Source organism: Roseateles sp. DB2 (assembly GCF_051857535.1).
Classification (GTDB): domain Bacteria; phylum Pseudomonadota; class Gammaproteobacteria; order Burkholderiales; family Burkholderiaceae_C; genus Roseateles_B.
On sequence record NZ_JBPZGY010000009.1, the window covers coordinates 127,599 to 147,644 of the forward strand.

Annotated in this window: 14 protein-coding genes; 5 read left to right on the forward strand and 9 right to left on the reverse strand. The window is 68.9% G+C overall.

Going from position 1 to position 20,046, the window contains the following annotated elements:
- Positions 1 to 22 precede the first annotated feature (22 nt).
- Positions 23 to 1,282, forward strand: coding sequence for a THUMP domain-containing class I SAM-dependent RNA methyltransferase (locus ACS5PK_RS15015; RefSeq protein ID WP_439441068.1), 1,260 nt, complete (start codon positions 23 to 25; stop codon positions 1,280 to 1,282).
- On the opposite strand, the gene ACS5PK_RS15020 is transcribed toward ACS5PK_RS15015, so the two are convergent.
- The 5 genes from ACS5PK_RS15020 to ACS5PK_RS15040 all read right to left on the reverse strand — a co-directional run bounded on the left by ACS5PK_RS15020 (position 1,242) and on the right by ACS5PK_RS15040 (position 5,898).
- On the reverse strand, positions 1,242 to 2,435 hold the full coding sequence (locus ACS5PK_RS15020; protein ID WP_439441069.1) for an MFS transporter: 1,194 nt from the start codon (positions 2,433 to 2,435) through the stop codon (positions 1,242 to 1,244). The genes ACS5PK_RS15015 and ACS5PK_RS15020 overlap by 41 nt on opposite strands.
- 72 nt (positions 2,436 to 2,507) lie before the next feature.
- On the reverse strand, positions 2,508 to 2,798 hold the full coding sequence (locus tag ACS5PK_RS15025) for a hypothetical protein (protein ID WP_269630931.1): 291 nt from the start codon (positions 2,796 to 2,798) through the stop codon (positions 2,508 to 2,510).
- A gap of 31 nt (positions 2,799 to 2,829) precedes the next feature.
- Positions 2,830 to 3,558 (reverse strand): 16S rRNA (uracil(1498)-N(3))-methyltransferase, encoded by a 729-nt coding sequence (locus ACS5PK_RS15030; protein ID WP_439441070.1) that lies wholly within the window; start codon positions 3,556 to 3,558, stop codon positions 2,830 to 2,832.
- 71 nt (positions 3,559 to 3,629) lie between these two features.
- The gene (locus ACS5PK_RS15035) at positions 3,630 to 4,163 is read right to left on the reverse strand and encodes a hypothetical protein (protein WP_439441071.1); all 534 of its coding nucleotides are present in this window, start codon (positions 4,161 to 4,163) and stop codon (positions 3,630 to 3,632) included.
- Between the two features lie 61 nt (positions 4,164 to 4,224).
- Positions 4,225 to 5,898, reverse strand: a complete 1,674-nt coding sequence (locus ACS5PK_RS15040; RefSeq protein ID WP_439441072.1) for a long-chain-fatty-acid--CoA ligase — start codon at positions 5,896 to 5,898, stop codon at positions 4,225 to 4,227.
- A gap of 344 nt (positions 5,899 to 6,242) precedes the next feature.
- On the opposite strand from ACS5PK_RS15040, the gene ACS5PK_RS15045 reads away from it, so the two are divergent.
- Positions 6,243 to 10,250 (forward strand): CHASE domain-containing protein, encoded by a 4,008-nt coding sequence (locus ACS5PK_RS15045; RefSeq protein ID WP_439441073.1) that lies wholly within the window; start codon positions 6,243 to 6,245, stop codon positions 10,248 to 10,250.
- 2 nt (positions 10,251 to 10,252) lie between these two features.
- A complete protein-coding gene (locus ACS5PK_RS15050; RefSeq protein ID WP_439441074.1) occupies positions 10,253 to 11,263 on the forward strand; it encodes a response regulator in 1,011 nt (336 codons plus the stop codon).
- A 30-nt stretch (positions 11,264 to 11,293) separates the two neighbouring features.
- On the opposite strand, the gene ACS5PK_RS15055 is transcribed toward ACS5PK_RS15050, so the two are convergent.
- From ACS5PK_RS15055 to ACS5PK_RS15070, 4 genes are read right to left on the reverse strand one after another with little or no spacing between them, the layout of a single operon-like run.
- Entirely contained in the window at positions 11,294 to 13,231 is a 1,938-nt protein-coding gene (locus tag ACS5PK_RS15055; protein WP_439441075.1) for a sensor histidine kinase, read from the reverse strand.
- Between the two features lie 18 nt (positions 13,232 to 13,249).
- A complete protein-coding gene (locus ACS5PK_RS15060) occupies positions 13,250 to 14,674 on the reverse strand; it encodes an NAD(P)(+) transhydrogenase (Re/Si-specific) subunit beta (protein WP_439441076.1) in 1,425 nt (474 codons plus the stop codon).
- Complete coding sequence (locus ACS5PK_RS15065) at positions 14,671 to 14,985, reverse strand: NAD(P) transhydrogenase subunit alpha (RefSeq protein WP_439441077.1); 315 nt, start codon at positions 14,983 to 14,985, stop codon at positions 14,671 to 14,673. The genes ACS5PK_RS15060 and ACS5PK_RS15065 overlap by 4 nt, the downstream gene beginning before the upstream one ends.
- An 18-nt stretch (positions 14,986 to 15,003) precedes the next feature.
- Positions 15,004 to 16,119, reverse strand: a complete 1,116-nt coding sequence (locus ACS5PK_RS15070; RefSeq protein ID WP_439441078.1) for a Re/Si-specific NAD(P)(+) transhydrogenase subunit alpha — start codon at positions 16,117 to 16,119, stop codon at positions 15,004 to 15,006.
- A gap of 270 nt (positions 16,120 to 16,389) precedes the next feature.
- On the opposite strand from ACS5PK_RS15070, the gene ACS5PK_RS15075 reads away from it, so the two are divergent.
- Together ACS5PK_RS15075 and ACS5PK_RS15080 are read left to right on the forward strand one after the other, a co-directional pair.
- Positions 16,390 to 16,908, forward strand: a complete 519-nt coding sequence (locus ACS5PK_RS15075) for an NUDIX hydrolase (protein ID WP_439441079.1) — start codon at positions 16,390 to 16,392, stop codon at positions 16,906 to 16,908.
- Between the two features lie 188 nt (positions 16,909 to 17,096).
- Entirely contained in the window at positions 17,097 to 20,003 is a 2,907-nt protein-coding gene (locus ACS5PK_RS15080; RefSeq protein WP_439441080.1) for a bifunctional diguanylate cyclase/phosphodiesterase, read from the forward strand.
- Positions 20,004 to 20,046: the final 43 nt, after the last annotated feature.

Below are 20,046 nucleotides of genomic sequence, written 5' to 3' on the forward strand. Positions count from 1 at the left end.
CTTTGCAAGCCGAAGTCTCGCCATGTCCCGCCCTGAAACGCTGTATCTCTTCGTCTCGTGCCCTGGTGGCGTCGAGCCCCTGCTGGAGGAGGAGCTGCAGCGCATCGTCCCGCGCGCCCGTATCCACGCCCTGCGCGGCGGCTGCTCGGTGCAGGGCACGGCGGAAGACGTCATGCAGATCAACCTCGAGAGCCGGCTCGCCCAGCGCGTGCTGGTCGAGCTGACCGAAGGCGGCTACCGCCACGAGGACGACCTCTACGTGCTGGCCCGCCGCGTGGACTGGGAGCGCTGGATCGGCCCCCAGCACACCATCCGCGTGGACACCACCGCCCAGCGCTCGCCCCTGCGCAGCCTGAACTTCGCGACCCTGCGCATCAAGGACGCCATCTGCGACGCCCTGCGCGACGCCACCGGCGAGCGCCCCAGCGTGGACACCCGCGCGCCCGACCTGCCCGTGGTCCTGCACCTGGGCGAGGAACGCGCCGCGCTGTACGTGGACACCTCGGGCGAGCCCCTCTTCAAGCGAGGTTGGCGCGTCGACAAGGGCGACGCCCCGCTGAAAGAGACCTTGGCCGCCGCCATGCTGGCCGCGGCCGGCTGGCGCGGCACGCCCGAAACCGGCGGCGCCCTGCACGACCCCTGCTGCGGCTCGGGCACCATTCCCATCGAGGCCGCACAGATCGCCTGCGGCATCGCCCCCGGCATCCAGCGCCGCTTCGCCTTCGAGCGCCAGCTGCCCTTCCAACCCCTGCGTGCGCGCTGGGCCGAGATGAAGCAGGCCGCCCAGGCCCGCGTGAAGGCGCCGGCCGTGCCCATCTTTGCCAGCGACGTCACCTTCCGCATGGTCGACTTCGCCCGCCGCAATGCCGAGCGCGCCGGCGTGGCCCAGTACATCCAGTTCAACGGTGGCGATGCCCTGGAGCGCGCGGCCCCCAAGCTGCCCGAGGGCATGCCCGGCACCATCATGATGAACCCGCCCTATGGCGAGCGGATCGAGGTGCGGGGCAAGGCCGCCGCGGTCCGGGAAGCGAGCGGATCGGAACAGCGTGACGCCGAGGACGACTTCTTCCCCCGCCTGGCCTCGCACTGGAAGCGCAGCTACACCGAGAACCCCGCCGGCTGGACAGCCTGGCTGCTATGCCCGGACATGAAGCTGCCCACCAAGATGCGGCTCAAGGAGAACCGCCGCGTGCCCATGTGGAACGGCCCCATCGAATGCCGGCTGTTCCGCTTCGACCTGATCAAGGGTTCGGCACGGGAGAAGCCGCGCGCTGCTGAATGAGGCGGCGCGCGCCCACCGCCAGCGCCAGGCCGATGAGGGCCAGCGGCAGCAGGGAGCCCAGGGCCATGCGCTGCCAGCCCCCGGCCGTCACCAGGGCGCCGGAGCTGAAGGCGGTGAGCGTCATGGTGCTGTTGATGCAGACCTCCATGGTGGCCTGCGCCCGGGTTTTCTCCTCGGGGCGGTAGGCCCGGGTGAAGAGCGTGGTGCCGCCCACGAAGAGGAAGTTCCAGCCCACGCCCAGGGCCAGCAGGGCGCCCAGGAAATGGGTCAGGTCTTGCCCCGACAGGGCAAAGCCCACACAGACCAGGTTGAGCAGCAGCCCCGTCGTCATCACCGGCAGCACGCCCACGCGCTGGATCAGGTGGCCGGTGAAGAAGCTGGGCGCAAACATGCCCAGCACGTGCCACTGCAGCACGAAGGTGGCGTTGTCGAAGGGCAGGCTGCACTGCTTCATCGCGATGGGCGTGGCGGCCATCAGCAGGTTCATCACCCCATAGCCCAGAGAGCAGGCCGCGATGGCCACGAGGAAGAAGGGCTCCTCGCGCATCAGCTGCGGCCAGGAGCGGCCCGTGGCGGCGCCGGGCTGGGACTCGGCCAGGGGCGGGAAGGGAATCAGCGAGACCACCAGCAGGCTCAGCAGCGCCACGCCCACCAGCGCCAGGTAGGCGCCAGCAAAGGGCTGGACGAGAAGGTCGCGGCTGTATTTCGCCAGCGCCGGCCCGGCCACCGCGCCCAGCAGGCCGCCGGCCAGTACCCAGGAGATGGCGGTCTCGCGGCGCGCGGGCTTCACCAGCTCGGTCGACACGAAGCGGTACAGGCCCGCGCTGGCGTTGTAGTAGCCCGCCAGCAGCGTGGCCAGGACCACCAGCCAGAAGCTGCGCTCGCTGACCGCAAAGGCCGCCAGCGAGCAGCTCATCACCGCCACCAGCGCCGCCACCTGGAAGCCCCGGCGCCGTCCCCAGGCCCGCTGGTGCCGTGCCACCAGGGGCGCGAACAGGGCCCCACCCGCCACATAGCTGCACACCGGCAGCGTGGCCATCCAGGGCTCCGGCGCCAGGGCCAGGCCCACCAGGCCATTGATGGCGATGAAGGTGACGTTGTTGGTCAGGAACAGACCCTGGCACAGGGTCAGCAGCATCAGCGCGGGGTTCATGGCGGCTTTCGGGGGGCGGGGCCGCGAGGCTAACACCAGACACGGCTTTCTGTCCGGCCCGACCTTGGGGCCCTAGTCCCCGACGAAGTAGAGCGCCTGCCCTTGCAGCGCCGACTTCAGCAGCAGGGCATACAGCGCCAGCATCGCCGGGGACTCCCTGTTCAGCGGCGAGACCAGGGCGGTGGCCAAGTGCCGGGCCAGCGCTTCGGCGCGTTCGGCGTCGATCTGGAAATCGCGATAGAAGTCGAAGGGAATGCCATGCCGCTGCAGGAACTCGACAAGTTCCCAGCGTCCGGCAAAGTCCCGCTCACAGAGCTGAAGGCACAGCTCGCTGTGGCGGGAGCCCAGGTACACGTCCAGCATGGGTGGATCCAGCGTCGTCGGAACCGGCCGCTCAGGCCTGCTGCAAAGCCACCCAGCCCAGCACGGCCAGGGGGGCGGTGTCCGCACGCAGGATGCGCGGGCCCAGCTGCAAGGCCTCGAAGCCGCGTTCGCGGGCGGCCTGCTCCTCGGCGGGGCTGAGGCCGCCCTCGGGGCCGCTGAGCACCAGGGTGGGCTGGGGCTCACCGGCGGCGCGCTCGTGCAGGGGCCGGGCGGCGGTGGGGCTCAGCAGCCAGCGCCGCGCAGGCGCCGCCGCGTCCAGGCCCGCCAGCCAGGCGGCCAGGGTCTGGACCGGATGGATCTGCGTGACGCGGGCCCGGCCGCACTGCTCGGCGGCGGCGATGGCCACGCCCTGCCAGTGCGCCTGCTTCTTCTGGGCGCGCTCTCCCTGCAGGCGCAGCACCGAGCGCTCGCTCATGAGGGGCTGGATGGCCACGGCGCCCAGCTCGGTGGCCTTCTCGACAATACCGTCCATGCGGTCATTGGCAGGCATCACCACGCACAGGGTCAGGGCCGTGGCCAGCTCCCGATCCACCAGTTGACGGGCGTGCAGCAGCACGCGCACCTCGCTTCGGCCCATGGCGGTGACTTCGGCCTGCCATTCGTCGCCCGAGCCGTCGAACAGGGTCAGGGGGCTGCCGGGCTGCAGGCGCAGCACCTGCACATGGCGAGCGGCGGTGGCGGGCAGGCTCAGCTCGGCCGGGCCGGCCAGGGGGGTGTCGACGAAGAAGCGTGGAGGCATGGACGGGATTCAGGGAGAGGTCGCCGGAACCCGCCAGTGTGCCAAAGAAGCCGGCCCCCTCAAGCAGATGCTCAGTGCATGCCCATGGCGCGCTTGACCTGCTCGGCGAGGTCATCGCCCTGGGCCTCGCGCACCATCTCGACGAAGCGGCGGGCATAGTCCTGCAGCTCGGGCAGGCCGCTGCAGCGCTCGACCTCCAGCACCACCTTGTAGCCCTTCATCAGGCCCAGATACTGCTTGGCATGACGGGTGAGGTAGGCGTAGAGCTGCTCATAGTCCAACTGGGGCTGGCCGCCTGTCGGCCCTGCGGTCGCAGCGGCAGCAGGGGCCGCAGGGGCTGGGGCCGCGCCAAAGGCCGGGGCAAAGGCACCATCGGCAGCCGGCGCCGGGGCCTGCACTACGCCCGTGGCCCGGATCAGGCCCAGATCCAGCAGCTGCTGGACATCGGCCTCGGTGCTGCCCTGCACCAGGCCCAGCCACTGGCGGGCGGACTTGCTGGCGTCGATCACCAGCAGCAGGTTGCGGGTGGCACGGGCGTTGACGAGCTGGCGCACCTTCATTTCAGCGCGGCCGGCGTCGGTTTTCTGATAGCTCTGGTCCAACACGGCATGAGTCTCCTGGGCGGGAGCTTACGCGCTGCCCAGGAGGCCCGCCGTCGGGAAAGTGCTACTTTTTGTCCCGCAGTTCGCGACGCAGGATCTTGCCGACCGGGGTCTTGGGCAGATCCGTCCGGAACTCGACGATCTTGGGGCGCTTGTAGCCCGTGAGGTTGGCCTCGCAGAAGGCGCGGACGTCGGCCTCGGTGACGTTCGGGTCCTTGCGCACCACCACCACCTTGACCGCCTCGCCGGCCTTGTCGTCCGGCACACCGACGGCGGCGCATTCCAGCACCCCGGGCATCTGGGTGATGACGTCCTCGACCTCGTTCGGATAGACGTTGAAGCCGCTGACCAGGATCATGTCCTTCTTGCGGTCCACGATCTTGAAGTAGCCGCGCTCGTCCATCTGGCCGACGTCGCCGGTGCGGAAGAAGCCGTCGGCCGTCATGACCTTGGCCGTCTCGTCCGGGCGCTGCCAGTAGCCGGCCATCACCTGCGGGCCCTTGATGGCGATCTCGCCGGTGCCGCCAGCGGGCACCTCGTGGCCGTCATCGTCCAGCAGCTTCATCTCGGTACCGGGCACAGGCAGGCCGATGGTGCCGGTGTAGGACTTGGAATCCGTCGGGTTGCAGCTGGCTACGGGCGAGGTCTCGGAGAGGCCGTAGCCCTCGCAGATGGGGCAGCCGGTCTTCTCCAGCCACAGCTTGGCCGTGGCCTGCTGCACGGCCATGCCGCCGCCCACGGAGATCACCAGGTGGCTCCAGTCCACCGTGCCGAAGTCCTTGTGGTTGGCCATGGCCATGAACAGCGTGTTGACCGCCGGCATGCTGTGGAAGCGGTGCTGGGACAGCTCCTTGAACACCGCCGGCAGGTCGCGCGGATTGGGGATCAGCACATTGCAGCCGCCCATGTGCATGGACAGCATCATGTTCGTGGTGAAGCCGAAGATGTGATACAGCGGCAGCGCGCAGATGGACACCACCTGCTCGCCCTGCGGCACCTTGGCCAGGGCCGGCAGGTACCAGGCCTCGCACTGCATCACATTGGCGACGAGGTTGCGGTGCAGCAGCACGGCGCCCTTGCTGACGCCGGTGGTGCCGCCGGTGTACTGCAGCACGGCGATGTCCGAGGAAGCGACCTTGGGCGTCTTGTAGCCCAGGCCACGGCCGCGGCTGAGGGCGTCGTTGAAGCGCACGGCCTGGGGCAGCTCGAAGGCCGGCACCAGCTTCTTCACCTTGCGCACCACGTAGTTGACGATCAGGCCCTTGGGGAAGCCCAGCATGTCGCCCATGGAGGCCAGCACCACGTGCTTGGTGGGCACGCTGTTGATGACCTGCTGCAGGGTGGCGGCGAAGTTCTCGATGATGATGATGGCGCGGGCGCCGGCATCCTTGAGCTGGTGCTCCAGCTCGCGCGGGGTGTACAGCGGGTTGACGTTGACCACCACGAAACCGGCCCGCAGCACGGCGGCCACGGCCACCGGGTACTGCGGGATGTTGGGCATCATGATGGCGACGCGGTCGCCCTTCTCCAGGCCCAGGCCCTGCAGATAGGCCGCCAGCGCACGCGAGGCCTCGTCGATCTGGGCGAAGCTGAGGGTCCGCCCCATCAGCTTGTAGGCTGGCCGGTCCGGGTACTTCTTGAACGCCGCATCCATCAGCTCGACCAGGGAAGCGTACTGCTCCGCATGGATCTCAGCCGGGACGCCTGCCGGATAGCTCTTCAGCCAGGGTTTCTCCATTGTTGTCTCCATATCGTGGCGCCGATTCTCCCCGAGGCGGCAGGGCGCGCGATCAGGGGATTCGATAGCGAAACTAGAGAGAAACCCCCAGATTGCACCCTCCGGGCCTGCCGGCGATCCTGGTATCAGCTGCAAAAAATGTCACAAGCCCGGCGAGACAAGGGCTGCGCGGCACGCTACCCTGCAAGCTCGGATGGTCCAGACCCGAGCAGCGCCCGCCTTGGCAGCAGGCGCGCCAGAGGTCACAGGGAGAGAAAGCGGCCAATCCGGGCAACTTGGTTCCTTGGCGATCCTGGCCAGTGCGCTGCGCACGGCAGGGCCGCCTGCAGCAGCAGGACTGAGCGATGAAGCGATGGCATGCCGGCCTGGCCGGTCCTTTGCTCTTGTTGGCCTTGGGAGGTCTGGCCGCAGCCTGGGTCCAGCAGCGTCTGGCTCAAGCCCAGCAGGCGCAGATCGAACAACGCTTCGAAAGTGCCGCCGAGGGCGTGCTGATGGCCTTGCAGGAGCGCATGCGCACCTACGAATACGGCCTGCGCGGCGCACGTGGCGCCGTCATCGCCACCGGCCCCGAGCTCATGGACCGTCGGCGCTTCAACGCCTACATGGCCTCCCGTGACCTGGTGCGGGAATTTCCCGGCTCCCGTGGCTTCGGGCTCATCCGGCGCGTGCCGGTGGCTGCACAGGAGGCCTTTCTGGACGCCGCCCGCGCAGATGGCTGGCCGGACTTCCAGATCCGGCAGATCAATCCCCAGGGGCAGGACCGACAGGTCATCCAGTATCTTGAGCCCGTCGAGGGCAACGAAGCCGCCATCGGCCTGGACATCATGTCCGAGCCGCACCGCCGCGACGCCGCCCAGATGGCCATTGACACCGGCGCGGCCATCCTGTCGCAACCCATCACCCTGTCACAGGCGACGCGAAAGCCCAGCCAGGGCATGCTCTTTCTCCTGCCCATCTATGGCCCTGGCCTGCCGCTGGACACCGTGACCGAGCGCCGCCGAGCGGTCTACGGCCTGGTCTACAGCCCGCTGGCCATGGACGAGATCCTGCAGAACCTGGGCGCCGTGCCCAAGGGCATGCTGCTGCGGGTGTCGGATGCTGCCCAGGCGCCGGACCTGCCGCCGCTGTTCGTCTCGGCCCGCTTCGCGCAGGCGCCCGAGGGCCTGGCCAGCATGGACCGCATCCTGTCGGTCTACGGGCGCCCCTGGCGCGTCGAGGCACGGGCCGCGGCGGACTTCATGCCTCCCGACGGCACACTGAGCCCCGGCGGCGCGGCCATCCTGGTCATGACGACCTTCAGCCTGCTGGCTCTGCTGCTGTACGTGGGGCATCTGGCCCTGCAACGCCGCCGGCAGGGCCAGGCGGGCATGGCCCGGCTGGCGGCCATCGTGGAAAGCTCCAGCGATGCCATCGTGGGCAAGGACCTCGACGGGCGGGTGACCAGCTGGAATCCGGCGGCCGAACGCATCTTCGGCTACAGCGCCGAGCAGGCGCTGGGCATGCAGATGGCAGACCTCCTCATCCCGGACGACCTGCGGGACGAAGAACAGCGCATCCTGGCGACCGTGCGCAGCGGCGGAACAGTGCGGCATTTCGACACCGTCCGGCGCCGGCGCGACGGCCGACTGATCGATGTCGCCGTGACGGTGTCCCCGATACGAGACGCCAATGGCCTGGTGATCGGCGCCGCCAAGACCGCCCGCGACATCACCGACGAGAAGCGCCACAACGCCCGCTTCAAGATGGCCGTGGATGCAGCCGGCATCGGCATCTGGATCTGGCAGCTGAGCGACAACCAGCTGTTCTGGGACGAGCGCATGTGCGAGCTCTACGGCCTGGCACCACAGCAGCACAGCGAAGGCCTGTTCTACGAGTACTGGCGCAAGCACGTCCATCCGGAGGACCTGCCCGTGGCCGAGCGCAAGCTGCAGCAGTTGATCCACGGCCAGGGCGTCTACGACCCGGTCTTCCGGGTGCTGATGGACAACGGCCAGACTCGCTGGATCAAGGCCGCCGCCATCATCGAGCGCGACCGCCAGGGCCAGCCCGTGCAGATGGTGGGCACCAACCTCGACATCAGCGCAGAGGTCGAGGCCAAGCTGCGCGTGCAGGAACTCAATGCAGACCTGGAAAGCCTGGTGCTCAAGCGCACCGCACAGCTCCAGGACGCCGTGGTGGCCGCCGAGCAGGCCAACCTGGCCAAGTCCGCCTTCCTGTCCAATATGAGCCACGAGATCCGTACGCCGCTCAATGCCATCCTGGGCCTGGCCTACCTGCTCCAGCAGCAGCGGCTGGACGGCGAGACCGGCGAGATGGTGGGCAAGATCCACAGCGCCGGGCGAGGCCTGCTGGGCATCGTCAACGACATCCTGGACTTCAGCAAGATCGAGGCCGAGCGCCTGGATCTGGAGCATGCGCCCTTTCGCCTCAGCGACGTGCTGGACAACCTGGCTTCCATCATGGCGCCCATGGTGGGGGCCAGGCCGGTGGAGCTGCTGATCGGCCATGCACCGACCGGCGCCGACTACCTGATCGGTGACGCCCTGCGCCTGGGCCAGGTGTTGACCAACCTGCTGGGCAACGCCCTGAAGTTCACCCACAGCGGCGAGGTGGTGCTGGACATCCGGCGCCTGGACGTCGACACCGGCACAGACGCCCCCCGCGTGCTGCGCTTCAGTGTGCGCGACACGGGCATTGGCATCCCGCTGGACAAGCAGGCATCCATCTTCGACGCATTCAACCAGGCCGACAATTCCACCACCCGCAGCTACGGCGGCACCGGGCTGGGCCTGGCCATCAGTTCGCGCCTGGTGGCCCTGATGGGCGGAAAGCTGGCGGTGCAGAGTTCCCCCGGGCAGGGCAGCGAGTTCAGCTTCGAGCTGTCGCTGAAGCCTGCCCTGGTGGAGGACTTGCCGCGCCGGACCAGCTCAGGGCTGTCGGTGCTGATCGCCGACGACCATGACCTGGCCCGCCAGGTGTTGCGCCAGACGGCCCAGGGCCTGGGCTGGCGCGCCCAGGCGGTCGAGTCTGGCGAGGCCGTGCTGGCCTGCCTGGACCAGCAGCAGCAGCAGCAGCAGGAAACCTACGACGTGCTGGTGCTGGACTGGCGCATGCCCGGGCTGGACGGCCTGGAGACCGCGCGTCGCATCCGCGCCCGCCAGCATGACGACGGCCGCTGGCCCATCATCGTCATGGTGACCGCCCACGACCGCAGCGAGCTGCGCGAGCAGGACCCCGGCGAACTGGTGGATGCCGTGCTGACCAAGCCCGTGACAGCTTCCAGCCTCTACGACGCCGTACTGGCGGCCCAGGGTCACCGGGGACAGATCGAGCACACCGAGGACGGCGATCCCGGCCTGGCGCGGCTGCAGGGCGTGCGCGTGCTGGTGGTGGACGACAGCGACATCAACCGCGAGGTGGCGGCCCGCATGCTTCAGCGCGAAGGCGCGGACGTCAGTCAGGCCGAGGATGGTCGCGCCGCGCTGCAACTAATGGATGGGCCGCAGGACTTCGACCTGGTCCTGATGGACATGCAGATGCCCGTCCTTGACGGCTACAGCGCCACGCGCAGCCTGCGCCAGAAGGCGCGTCATGTCCGGCTTCCCGTGCTGGCCATCAGCGCAGGCGCCTTCAAGGAACAGCGCGAACGGGCGCTGGCCGCCGGGGTGAACGGCTTTGTCGCCAAGCCCTATACCGCCGACGAGCTGGTCGACGCCATCCGACAGGCCCTTCAACAGCCCCCGCTGCCGCCCCCCGCCCATGGAGCAGCCCAGGGCGCCCCGGCGGGCCCGCAGTTGCTGAACCGCGAGCGCGGCCTGCAGTCCTTTGGCGAGGAGGCGGTCTGGCGGAGCGCGCTGCTGCGCTTTTCCAGGGCCTACCGCCACGCCGAGGCCTCGCTGGCCTCCACACATGAAGCCTGGGAAGCCCATGCCCACAAGCTGCGCGGCGCCGCAGCCCTGCTGGGGCTGGAGCAATTGGCCGCCGCCGCAGCGCACCTGGAGCAGGCCTGCACCGACACGTCGGCGCCGCTGCCCCAGCCAGCCATGAAGGGCCTGCAGCAGGCCCTGCAGCAGGCCTTCCAGCTGATCGAGGAATCCCCGGACCTGGCCCCACCCCCCGCAGACACAAGGTCGGCCCGCCCCAGCGACGGGCAGGCCACCGCCCGGCTTCGCGCTGCCCTGGAGAGCGACGACTACGACCACTTTGCCCAGGCCCTGTCCCAATGCGAGGGCCAGTTGGGCCCCGAACTGCTGGCAGCACTGGACCGATGCCTGGCCAGCTACGACTTCCGTGGCGCCCGACTCATCTTTGATGCCGCGAGCCGCGGCCCCGTTCTGGAAAGGGAGAATTGAACATGCCTCAAGGCCCCATCCTGGTCGTCGACGACGAGCCCATCAACCTGGATGCCATGCGCCTGGCCCTGGGTGCCGTGCACAAGCTGGTCTATGCCCGCGACGGCGGCAGTGCGCTGGAGGCCATCGCCAAGCACAAGCCGGCACTGGTGCTGCTGGACATCCGCATGCCGGGCATGGACGGCTACGAGGTCTGCCGCGCCATCAAGGCGAACCCGGCGACCGAATACCTGCCGGTGATCTTCGTCACCAGCCTCTCCGACGTAGGCGACGAGGCCCGCGGCTTCGAGGCCGGCGGCGTGGACTTCATCGTCAAGCCCATCTCGCCCCTGGTCGTGCGAGCCCGGGTGCAGACGCATCTGTCCCTGGTGCGCCACAGCCGCCTGGAACGCAGCCACCGCGATGCGATCTACATGCTCAGCGAGGCCGGTCACTTCAATGACAAGGACACAGGCGCCCACGTCTGGCGCATGGCGGCCTATTCCGCCGAGCTGGCACGCGCGGCCGGCTGGAGCGTGGAGAGCTGCCGCCTGATGGAGCTGGCCGCCCCCCTGCATGACACCGGCAAGATCGGCGTGCCCGACGCCGTCCTGGGCAAGCCCGGCCCGCTGGACGAGGATGAATGGGTGCTGATGCGCCGGCACCCCCTGATCGGACACGAGATCCTGTCCAGGAGCGCCGCGCCCGTGTTCCAGATGGCCGCCGAGATCGCCCTGCACCACCACGAGAAATGGGATGGCAGCGGCTACCCGCATGGCATCGCGGGCACCGCCATCCCTGAGTCAGCCCGCATCGTGGCCATCGCCGATGTCTACGATGCCTTGACCATGAAGCGCGCCTACAAGGAAGCCTGGCCAGCGGAACAGGCCCTGGCCTGCATCGCCGAGCAGCAGGGGCGGCATTTCGACCCCCGCCTGGCCGGCCTATTCCTGACGCTGGCGCCCAAGCTGGCTGACATCCAGCGCCGCTGGCAGCATCAGCTGACGCCGCCGCGGCCACCCATGGTGGCCTGAGCCCGCCCCCTGCCGCGGGTCCGACGTCGCTCAGCGCGGGACCACCGGGATGCGCAGCTGCAACTCGCAGCCCGGACGCTCGCTGCCCGGGTCCACCTCGCGCCAGCTGATCTGCGCCCCGATGCGTTCGGCGCGCTTGCGCATGCCCTTGAGCCCCTGCCCCTCGCGACGGCTGTCGCGCAGGCCCAGGCCGTCGTCGCTGATGCTCAGCAGCACGGCGGCGCCGTCGTCCACGACGCGGGTGGCAAAGCGCACCCGGCCGGCCTGCGCATGGTGCAGCACATTGCTCAGCGCCTCCTGAACGATGCGCACCAGATCCCGGCCCTGGGCACCCATGAGGCGTGGCAGGTGCGGCGTGTCCTGGAGCTGCCATTCCAGCTGCAGCCCGGCCGAGCGCAGGCGGTCCTGCAGGCGGTGGCGCACATTGGCCAGCAACAGGCCCAGGTCGCCGTCGTCCACCGTCATTGCATCGATGGTCAGACGCATCTCGGCAATGCAGTCGTCCAGCAGGGCCACGAGGGTGTCGGTGTCCATGCCCTGGCGCGCGCCCAGCTTGGCCATCAGCAGCTGCGAACCCAGGCCATCGTGCATTTCCTGCAGCAGGCGCTCGCGCTCCTGGGCGGCCACACGCAGCTGCTCGCTGCGTTGCAGGTCCTGATAGCGGGCCTCCAGCTCGCGGCTGCGTGCGGCCAGTGCCTCCTCCAGCGCCTGGCGCGAGCGCGCCTGGGCGCGCAGCGAGGCCACGAAGCGGCGCTGCAGCACATAGCCCGCCATGCCCACCACGGCCGCATAGCCGGCCACATTGATGTCGACCAGCGGGAAGCTGCCTTCGTCGATCAGCGCGAAGTAGCCCACATAGGCCCAGCAGAAGAAGGCCAGCCCGAGGCTCGCCGCAGCGAGGCCATGCGCGACCTGGCCGCTGCGCAGCGCCGCACGCAGCACGACGCCCCAGGCGCCAATCATCACCACGCCGCGGCTGCCCAGGGCCCACCAGGGCCAGAGGTTCTCGAAGGCATCCCAGACCGAGCCGTGGTAGGCCGCCCAGAGGTCGATGGGCAGGGCGATGACCATGAAGGCCAGGGCCAGGCGCCGCCCCCAGGAATCACCCGGGGCGAACCACTGCACCACCAGCAGCAGCATGAGGCCCCGGGCCAGGATGTCGGCGGCGTCCAGGATCATGCGCCACCACGGCAGGGGCACAGGCGCCACGCTCAGATAGGGCAGCAGGAGCAGGGCCGCGCTGAGGGCATAGACCCCAGTCAGGCCATAGATCCACTCCTGGCGCAGCGCCAGCCAGACCAGCAGCAGGAAGAGCCCCAGCAGGGCCGCGCTGAGGGCCGTCAGCAGGCGGGCACTCTGCCAGAAGTCCCGCGCCTGCTGCAGCTGGCGCATCTGGGTCGCCGGCCCCATCTGCACCACGGACAGGGTGCCCATCTGGTCCCCGGTGGCTCCCAGGTGCATCGCCAGGCGGTGCTCGCCGGCCTCCAGCATGGCCGGGGGGACGTTGATCAGCACGCCGCTGCTGCCCAGGCGCAGCCCGCGGTACATGGGTTCCAGCTCCAGGCCCTGCTGGGAGCGCGCCAGCAGCTTGCCGTCGAGGTAGAGGTTGAGATCGGGGCTGTGCGTGAAGGCCACCAGCCAGGGCTCGTGCACGCCCTCGGCCAGCTTGAAGTCCAGCAGGTACCAACCCGCCTCACTGCCCTCGGTGCGCACATCGGGCAGCTGCATGGCCTCGGCCTTCTCCGGCAGGGGCTGCCCGGCCAGCAGGGGCGGCGGGCCAAGCTTGTCCTCCATCCACTGTCCATCCACCAGGCGCATCACCTGGGGCATGTTCAGGGGACCCAGGCGCAAGGACAGCCAGTGCAGACCGGCCAGCGCCAGCAGGGGCAACAGCACGCCCAGCAAGAGTGCGCGCAGGCGGCTTGTCCGCGTCACCACCCGCGGCTGCGGGGTGGAGGACTCAGCCATGACTCGATTCCATCGTCGCTATTCGATCGCCTTCACCATGTCCTCGACGACCTTCTTCGCGTCGCCGAACACCATGAGCGTCTTGTCCATGTAAAAGAGCTCATTGTCCAACCCCGCGTAACCGGCAGCCATGGAGCGTTTGTTGACGATCACGGTCTTGGCCTTGTAGGCCTCCAGGATGGGCATGCCGTAGATGGGGCTGCCCTTCTGGTGGGCAGCAGGGTTCACCACATCGTTGGCGCCCAGGATGATGGCGACATCGGCCTGGCCGAACTCGGCGTTGATGTCCTCCATCTCGAAGACTTGGTCATAGGGCACCTCGGCCTCGGCCAGCAGCACGTTCATGTGCCCTGGCATGCGGCCCGCCACCGGGTGGATGGCGTACTTGACGCTGACACCCTTCTCCGTGAGCTTGGCCGCCAGCTCCTTCACCGCGTGCTGGGCGCGGGCCACGGCCAGACCGTAGCCCGGGACGATGATCACGCTCTCCGCATTGCCCATGATGAAGGCGGCGTCGTCCGCACTGCCGCTCTTGACCGCGCGCTGCACGGCGCCGCCCGTCGCGGCCGCCGAGGCATCGCCGCCGAAGCCGCCCAGGATCACGTTGAAGAAGGAGCGGTTCATGGCCTTGCACATGATGTAGCTCAGGATGGCCCCCGAGCTGCCCACCAGCGAGCCGGCGATGATCAGCATGCTGTTGTTGAGCGAGAAGCCGATGCCTGCCGCTGCCCAACCCGAATAGCTGTTGAGCATGGACACCACCACCGGCATGTCCGCCCCGCCGATCGGGATGATCAGCAGCACGCCCAGCACAAAGCCCAGGGCCAGCACCAGGCCGAAGTCCATCCAGCTCTGGGAGTGCCAGAAGCCGAAGATGAAGAAGAGCGAGGCCACGCCCAGGGCCAGGTTGAGCCAGTGCTGGCCGGCAAAGACCACCGGCGCTCCCTGGAACAGGCGGAACTTGTACTTGCCGCTGAGCTTGCCGAAGGCGATCACCGAGCCGCTGAAGGTGATCGCGCCGATGAAGGCCCCCAGCGCCAGCTCGATGCGGTTGCCACCGGGGATGCTGCCCATGGGGCCAGCGATGCCGAAGGCCGCCGGCTCCAGCACGGCCGCCGCTGCGATGCAGACCGCGGCCAAGCCGATCATGCTGTGCATGAAGGCCACCAGCTCGGGCATCTTGGTCATCTCGACCTTCTGCGCCATGTAGGCGCCCGTGCCGCCGCCGATGAGCAGCCCCACCAGCACATAGCTCAGCCCGAAGGCATCGCCATGGGCCAGCTTGACGATGAGCGCTGCCGTCGTCCCGGCGGCAATGGTCATGCCCACCATGCCGAAGACATTGCCGCGGATGGAGGTCGTCGGGTGCGACAGGCCCTTCAAGGCCTGGATGAAGCAGACGCTGGCCAGCAGGTACAGCAGCGTGACGAGGTTCATGCTCATGCCTGGCCCTCCTTCTTGGCGGGCGACTTTTTCCTGAACATCTCCAGCATCCGCCGCGTCACGAGGAAGCCGCCAAAGACGTTGACCGCCGCCAGGGCCACGGCCAGGGTGCCGAGCACCTTGCCCATGTCGGTGCGGGTGAGCGCCGCGGCCAGCATGGCCCCGACGATGACGATGGCCGAGATGGCGTTGGTCACGGCCATCAGCGGCGTGTGCAGGGCCGGCGTGACGGTCCAGACCACGTGGTAGCCCACGTAGATGGCCAGCACGAAGATGATGAGATTGATGATGGTGTGGTCGATGGCTTCCATGGCCTCAGCTCCTCTTTGTCAGTTCCGCTTGACCTGGCCGTCCTGCGCCACGAGGCAGGCCGTGACGATGTCGTCGTCCGCAGGGATCTGGAATCCGCCGTCCTTGGTGCAGACGAGCTTGAGAAAGTCCAGCACGTTGCGGGCGTAGAGGGCCGAGGCATCGGCCGCCACCAGGGAGGGCAGATTGGTTTCGCCCACCAGCGTGACGCCATGCTTGACGACGGTCTGGCCGGGCTCGGTCAAGGGGCAGTTGCCGCCGGCAGGCGCGGCAAGGTCCACGACCACCGAGCCGGGCTTCATGGACTTCACCATGTCCTCGGTCACCAGCACGGGCGCCGCGCGGCCGGGGATCAAGGCCGTGGTGATGACCACGTCCGCCTGCGCCACGCGCTTGGCCACTTCCAGCTTCTGGCGCTCCAGCCAGCTCGGCGGCATGGGGCGGGCATAGCCGCCCACGCCTTCGGCCGCTTCCCTCTCCTCGGCGGTCTCGTAGGGCACGTCGATGAACTTGGCGCCCAGGGACTCGACCTGCTCCTTCACCGAGGGCCGCACGTCCGAAGCCTCGATCACCGCGCCCAGGCGCTTGGCCGTGGCGATGGCCTGCAGGCCCGCCACGCCCACGCCCAGCACGACCACGCGCGCGGCCTTGACCGTGCCGGCCGCCGTCATGAGCATGGGGAAGAAACGCTGGTAGCGCTCGGCCGCGATCATCACGGCCTTGTAGCCCGCCACATTGGCCTGGCTGGAGAGCACATCCATGCTCTGGGCCCGGGTGGTACGCGGGGCGGCTTCGAGGGCAAAGGCCGTGATCCGGGCGTCCGCCAGGCGCTGCAGGCCCTCGCGGTCAAAGGGATTGAGCATGCCCACCAGCACCGTGCCCGGCCTGACCAGCGCCAGTTCCTCCGGCCCTGGGGCGCGCACCTTGAGCAGCATCTCGGCCGCATAGGCCTGCTCGCGTGAGACCAGTTCGGCCCCCGCCGCGGCGTAGGCCTCGTCAGTCACGCTGGCCCGAAGGCCGGCGCCCCTCTCGACCTGCACACGATGGCCCTGGGCCACCAGCTTCTTCACGGTCTCCGGCGTGGCCGCGACACGGGACTCCCCCGCCGCGGTTTCCTGCGGCACTGCAATCAGCATCGGACTTCTCCTGTGGGAACGGAAGGCCGGCAGCCCATGTGCTTGCGCGGCCTGCGGATCTGTATCGGCAAGACTTGCGGCGAGCTTACATGGGCTTCATGACGCACAGACCCGGCAGCGAGCGCGGGTTTGCCCCAGGACACCCCTGGGCGCCGCCCGTGGCGCCGGCAGCAGCCCCATGGGGTCGGGCTTCGGGCGTCGGCGTCAGGGCCCATCCTTTCGCGAGACGCAAAGCCGGGCTTGCTGAGGCTTCCACACCACAATGCGGGGATGAGCACGCCAGCACCCCCCGCCCGTTTCAAGCCCAGCGTCACCGTCGCCGCCGTGATCCAGCGACAGGGTCGCTACCTGATGGTCGAGGAGCAGACGCCCGAAGGCCTGCGCATCAACCAGCCCGCCGGCCACCTGGAGCAGGGGGAATCGCCGCTGCAGGCCGTCGTCCGGGAAGTGCGCGAGGAAACCGCGCACGCCTTCACGCCGCAGTCGCTGCTGGGCCTCTACATGGCCCGCTTCCAGCGCCCCGCCACCGGCGAGGACGTCACCTACCTGCGCCTGGCCTTCGTCGGCGAGGTTGGCGAGGCCCTGCCCGGCCTGGCGCTGGACCACGGCATCCTGCGCTGGCTCTGGCTCAGCGCCGAGGACATCGCCCAGGCGGACCGCGAGGGGCGCGCGCGTTCGGCCCTGGTCTGGCAGTGCGTGCAGGACCATCAACGCGGCCAGCGCCACCCCCTGGACTTGATCCACTGCGCGGACAGCCTCTGGCAACCCGATCGCTACCCGGCGGCCTAGCCTGCTGCCTCCTGTACGGCGCCCGCCCTGGCACTTGACCTGCATCAAGACGCACATGCGACGCAGCAGCACGCCGTGCGCAGCAATGCACAGGCAACGAGAAGGCCAGGTGCTAGCATCACCGCGACCCACCATCTCGGCCCTTGCGTGCGGGCGGCCTACCGCTTCGCCCGAGGGGCCCCGCCGCCTTGCAAGTCCTCGATCGACTCGACCGCAGCCACCGGGCCGACCTGCGCAAGCTCCTGCCGCGCCTGGGTCTGATGCTGGGCGTGCTGCTCGCGTGCTGGGCCCTGCCGGTGCCGCCCTCGCTGCGAGGCCTGGCCTCCTATGCGCCGCTGCACGTGCTGCTGGAGACGCTGTCCATCATCGTCGCCTCGCTGATCTTCAGCCTGGCCTGGGGCAGCCGGCTGGGCCAGGTCTCGGGCAATGTATGCGTGCTGGCCTGCGCCTTTGCCGGCGTCGCCCTGCTGGACTTCTCGCATCTGCTGTCCTATTCGGGGATGCCGGACTACATCACGCCGGCAGGCCCTGAGAAAGCCATCGACTTCTGGCTGGCGGCCCGGCTGCTCGCCTGCCTGGGCCTGCTGTGGATGGTCGCCACGCCTTGGCAGTCGGGCCTGCCGCGGCGGAACCGGCATGTCTTGCTGCTGGGCATAGGCGCCGTCGTGGCCTTGGTGCATTGGGCCGTGCTGCTGCATCCGGAGAGTCTCCCCCGCACCTTTGTGGCGGGGCAAGGCCTGACCCCGCTGAAGGTCGCCGCCGAGTACCTGCTGGTGGGCCTGCTGCTGCTGACGGCCCTGCTGCTGACGCGGCGCATGCGCGAGCCCACGCCCTTCAATGCCGCGGCACTGCTGGGCGCCGTGCTGAGCATGGCCATGAGCGAACTCTTCTTCACGCTCTATGCCAGCGTGACCGATGTGCTCAATCTCGCCGGCCACGTGTACAAGGTCATCGGCTATCTGTTCCTGCACCGGGCCGTCTTCATGGAGGCCGTGCAGCGCCCCTACACGGAGCTGGAGCTGGTCAAGGAGCAGCTGCAGGCCACGCTCAAGACCGTCCCCGACCTGGTTTTCGAACTCGATGCCGATGGCCGCTACCTCTCCTACCATTCACCACCCAGCGACCTGCTGGCGGCGTCACCCAGCCATTTCATAGGCCGACTCATCTCGGAAGTCCTGCCGCCCGAGGCCACCGCTACCGTGATGCAGACCCTGGGCGAGGCCCTGGACCGCGGCAGCTCGGGCGGCCGCCGCATCGTGCTGGACCTGCCCATGGGCCGGCACTACTTCGAGCTTCACGCCACGCGGTGCCAGCAGGAGGCGGGGGAAAAGCCACGCCTGATCGTGCTGTCCCGCAACATCACCCAGGAAGTGAACGCCCGCGAGGCCCTGCTGGAGGCTGCGCAGCAGACCCAGACCATCCTGGACAACGTGATCGACGGCATCATCACCATCGATCGCCGGGGCACCGTCCGCAGCTACAACAGCTCGGCCCACAAGATCTTCGGCTACGAAGCCAGCGAGGTCGTGGGGAACAACATCACCATGCTGATGCCCTCGCCCTATGCCGAGGCGCACGACCGCTACCTGGCCGACTACGCCCGGACCGGCATCCGCCAGGTGATCGGCCGGGGCCGCGAGGTCGAGGGCCTGCGCAAGAACGGCGAGCGCTTCCCCATGAGCCTGGCCGTCAACGAGATCGAGCGGGAGGGCGAGCGCATCTACATCGGCATGGTGCGCGACATCACCCAGCGCCGTGCCGCGGAGGCCGAGATCCAGCGCCTGGCCTTCTTCGACCAACTGACCGATCTGCCCAACCGCCGCCTGCTGCTGGACCGGCTGGACCGCGCCGTGCTCAGCGCGGCGCGGCGCGGCCAGCTCGGTGCCCTGCTCTTCATCGACCTGGACGAGTTCAAGCTGCTCAACGACACCTGGGGCCACGACTTCGGCGATCGCGTGCTCGTGCAGGTGGCGCGTCGGCTCAGTGGCTCCGTGCGCGAGGGCGACACCGTGGCCCGCCTGGGCGGCGACGAATTCGTGATCATGCTCGAGAGCCTGGGCGAGACCCTCCAGGAAGCGGCCGCCCATGCCGAGATGGTGGCGCGCAAGATCCTGCTGAACTTCGAGCAGCCCTTCCAGCTGCTGGAGCGCGAGCAGCACAGCAGCCCCAGCATCGGCATCACCCTGTTCGGAGACAACCTGCTCAGTGCCAGCGAGCTGATGGCCCATGCCGACACGGCCATGTACCAGGCCAAGGCCCAGGGCAAGAACACGTTCCGCTTCTTCGACGCCGAGCTGCAGGCGGTGCTGGCCACGCGCGCGGCCCTGGAGACGGACCTGCGCCAGTCCATTGCACGGCGGCAGCTGCTGCTGCACTTCCAGCCCCAGGTCGACGAGCAGGGCCGGGTGCTGGGGGCCGAGGCCTTGCTGCGCTGGCAGCATCCCCAACGCGGCCTGGTGCCCCCCGGGGTCTTCATTCCCGCGGCCGAGCAATGCGGCTTCGTGCTGGAGCTGGGCCAATGGGTGCTGGATGCCGCCTGCCGGACGCTCGCAGCCTGGGCGCAGCACCCACGCTGCTGTCGGCTGGACCTGTCCATCAACGTCAGCGCCCTGCAGCTGCGGGACGCCCATTTCGTCAACGGCGTGCTGGATGCCCTGCACCGCCACGGCGCCAGCCCGCGCCGGCTGAAGCTGGAGCTCACGGAGTCCCTGCTGGCCGAGAACGTCGAAGACACCATCGCGAAGATGAGCGAGTTGCGCAAAGCCGGCGTGGGCTTCTCACTGGACGATTTCGGCACCGGCTACTCCTCGCTGAACTACCTGCGCCGCCTGCCGCTGGAGGAGCTCAAGATCGACCGCAGCTTCGTCAATGACATGCTGGGCGACCCCAACGGCGCCGTGATCGCCCGCACCATCGTGGCCCTGGGCCAGACCTTCGGCCTGCAGGTGATCGCCGAGGGCGTGGAAACGCCCGAGCAGCGCGATGCCCTGCTGAAAATGGGCTGTCACCGTTTCCAGGGCTTCCTCTTCGGCCGCCCGGTGGACCAGGCCAGCTTCGAGCGCCTGCCGCAGGCGCTGGCGGCCGTGGCGAGCTGAGCAGGGCCCGCAAAGCCCCAGGCCCGGGCCAAGGTGCCGGCAT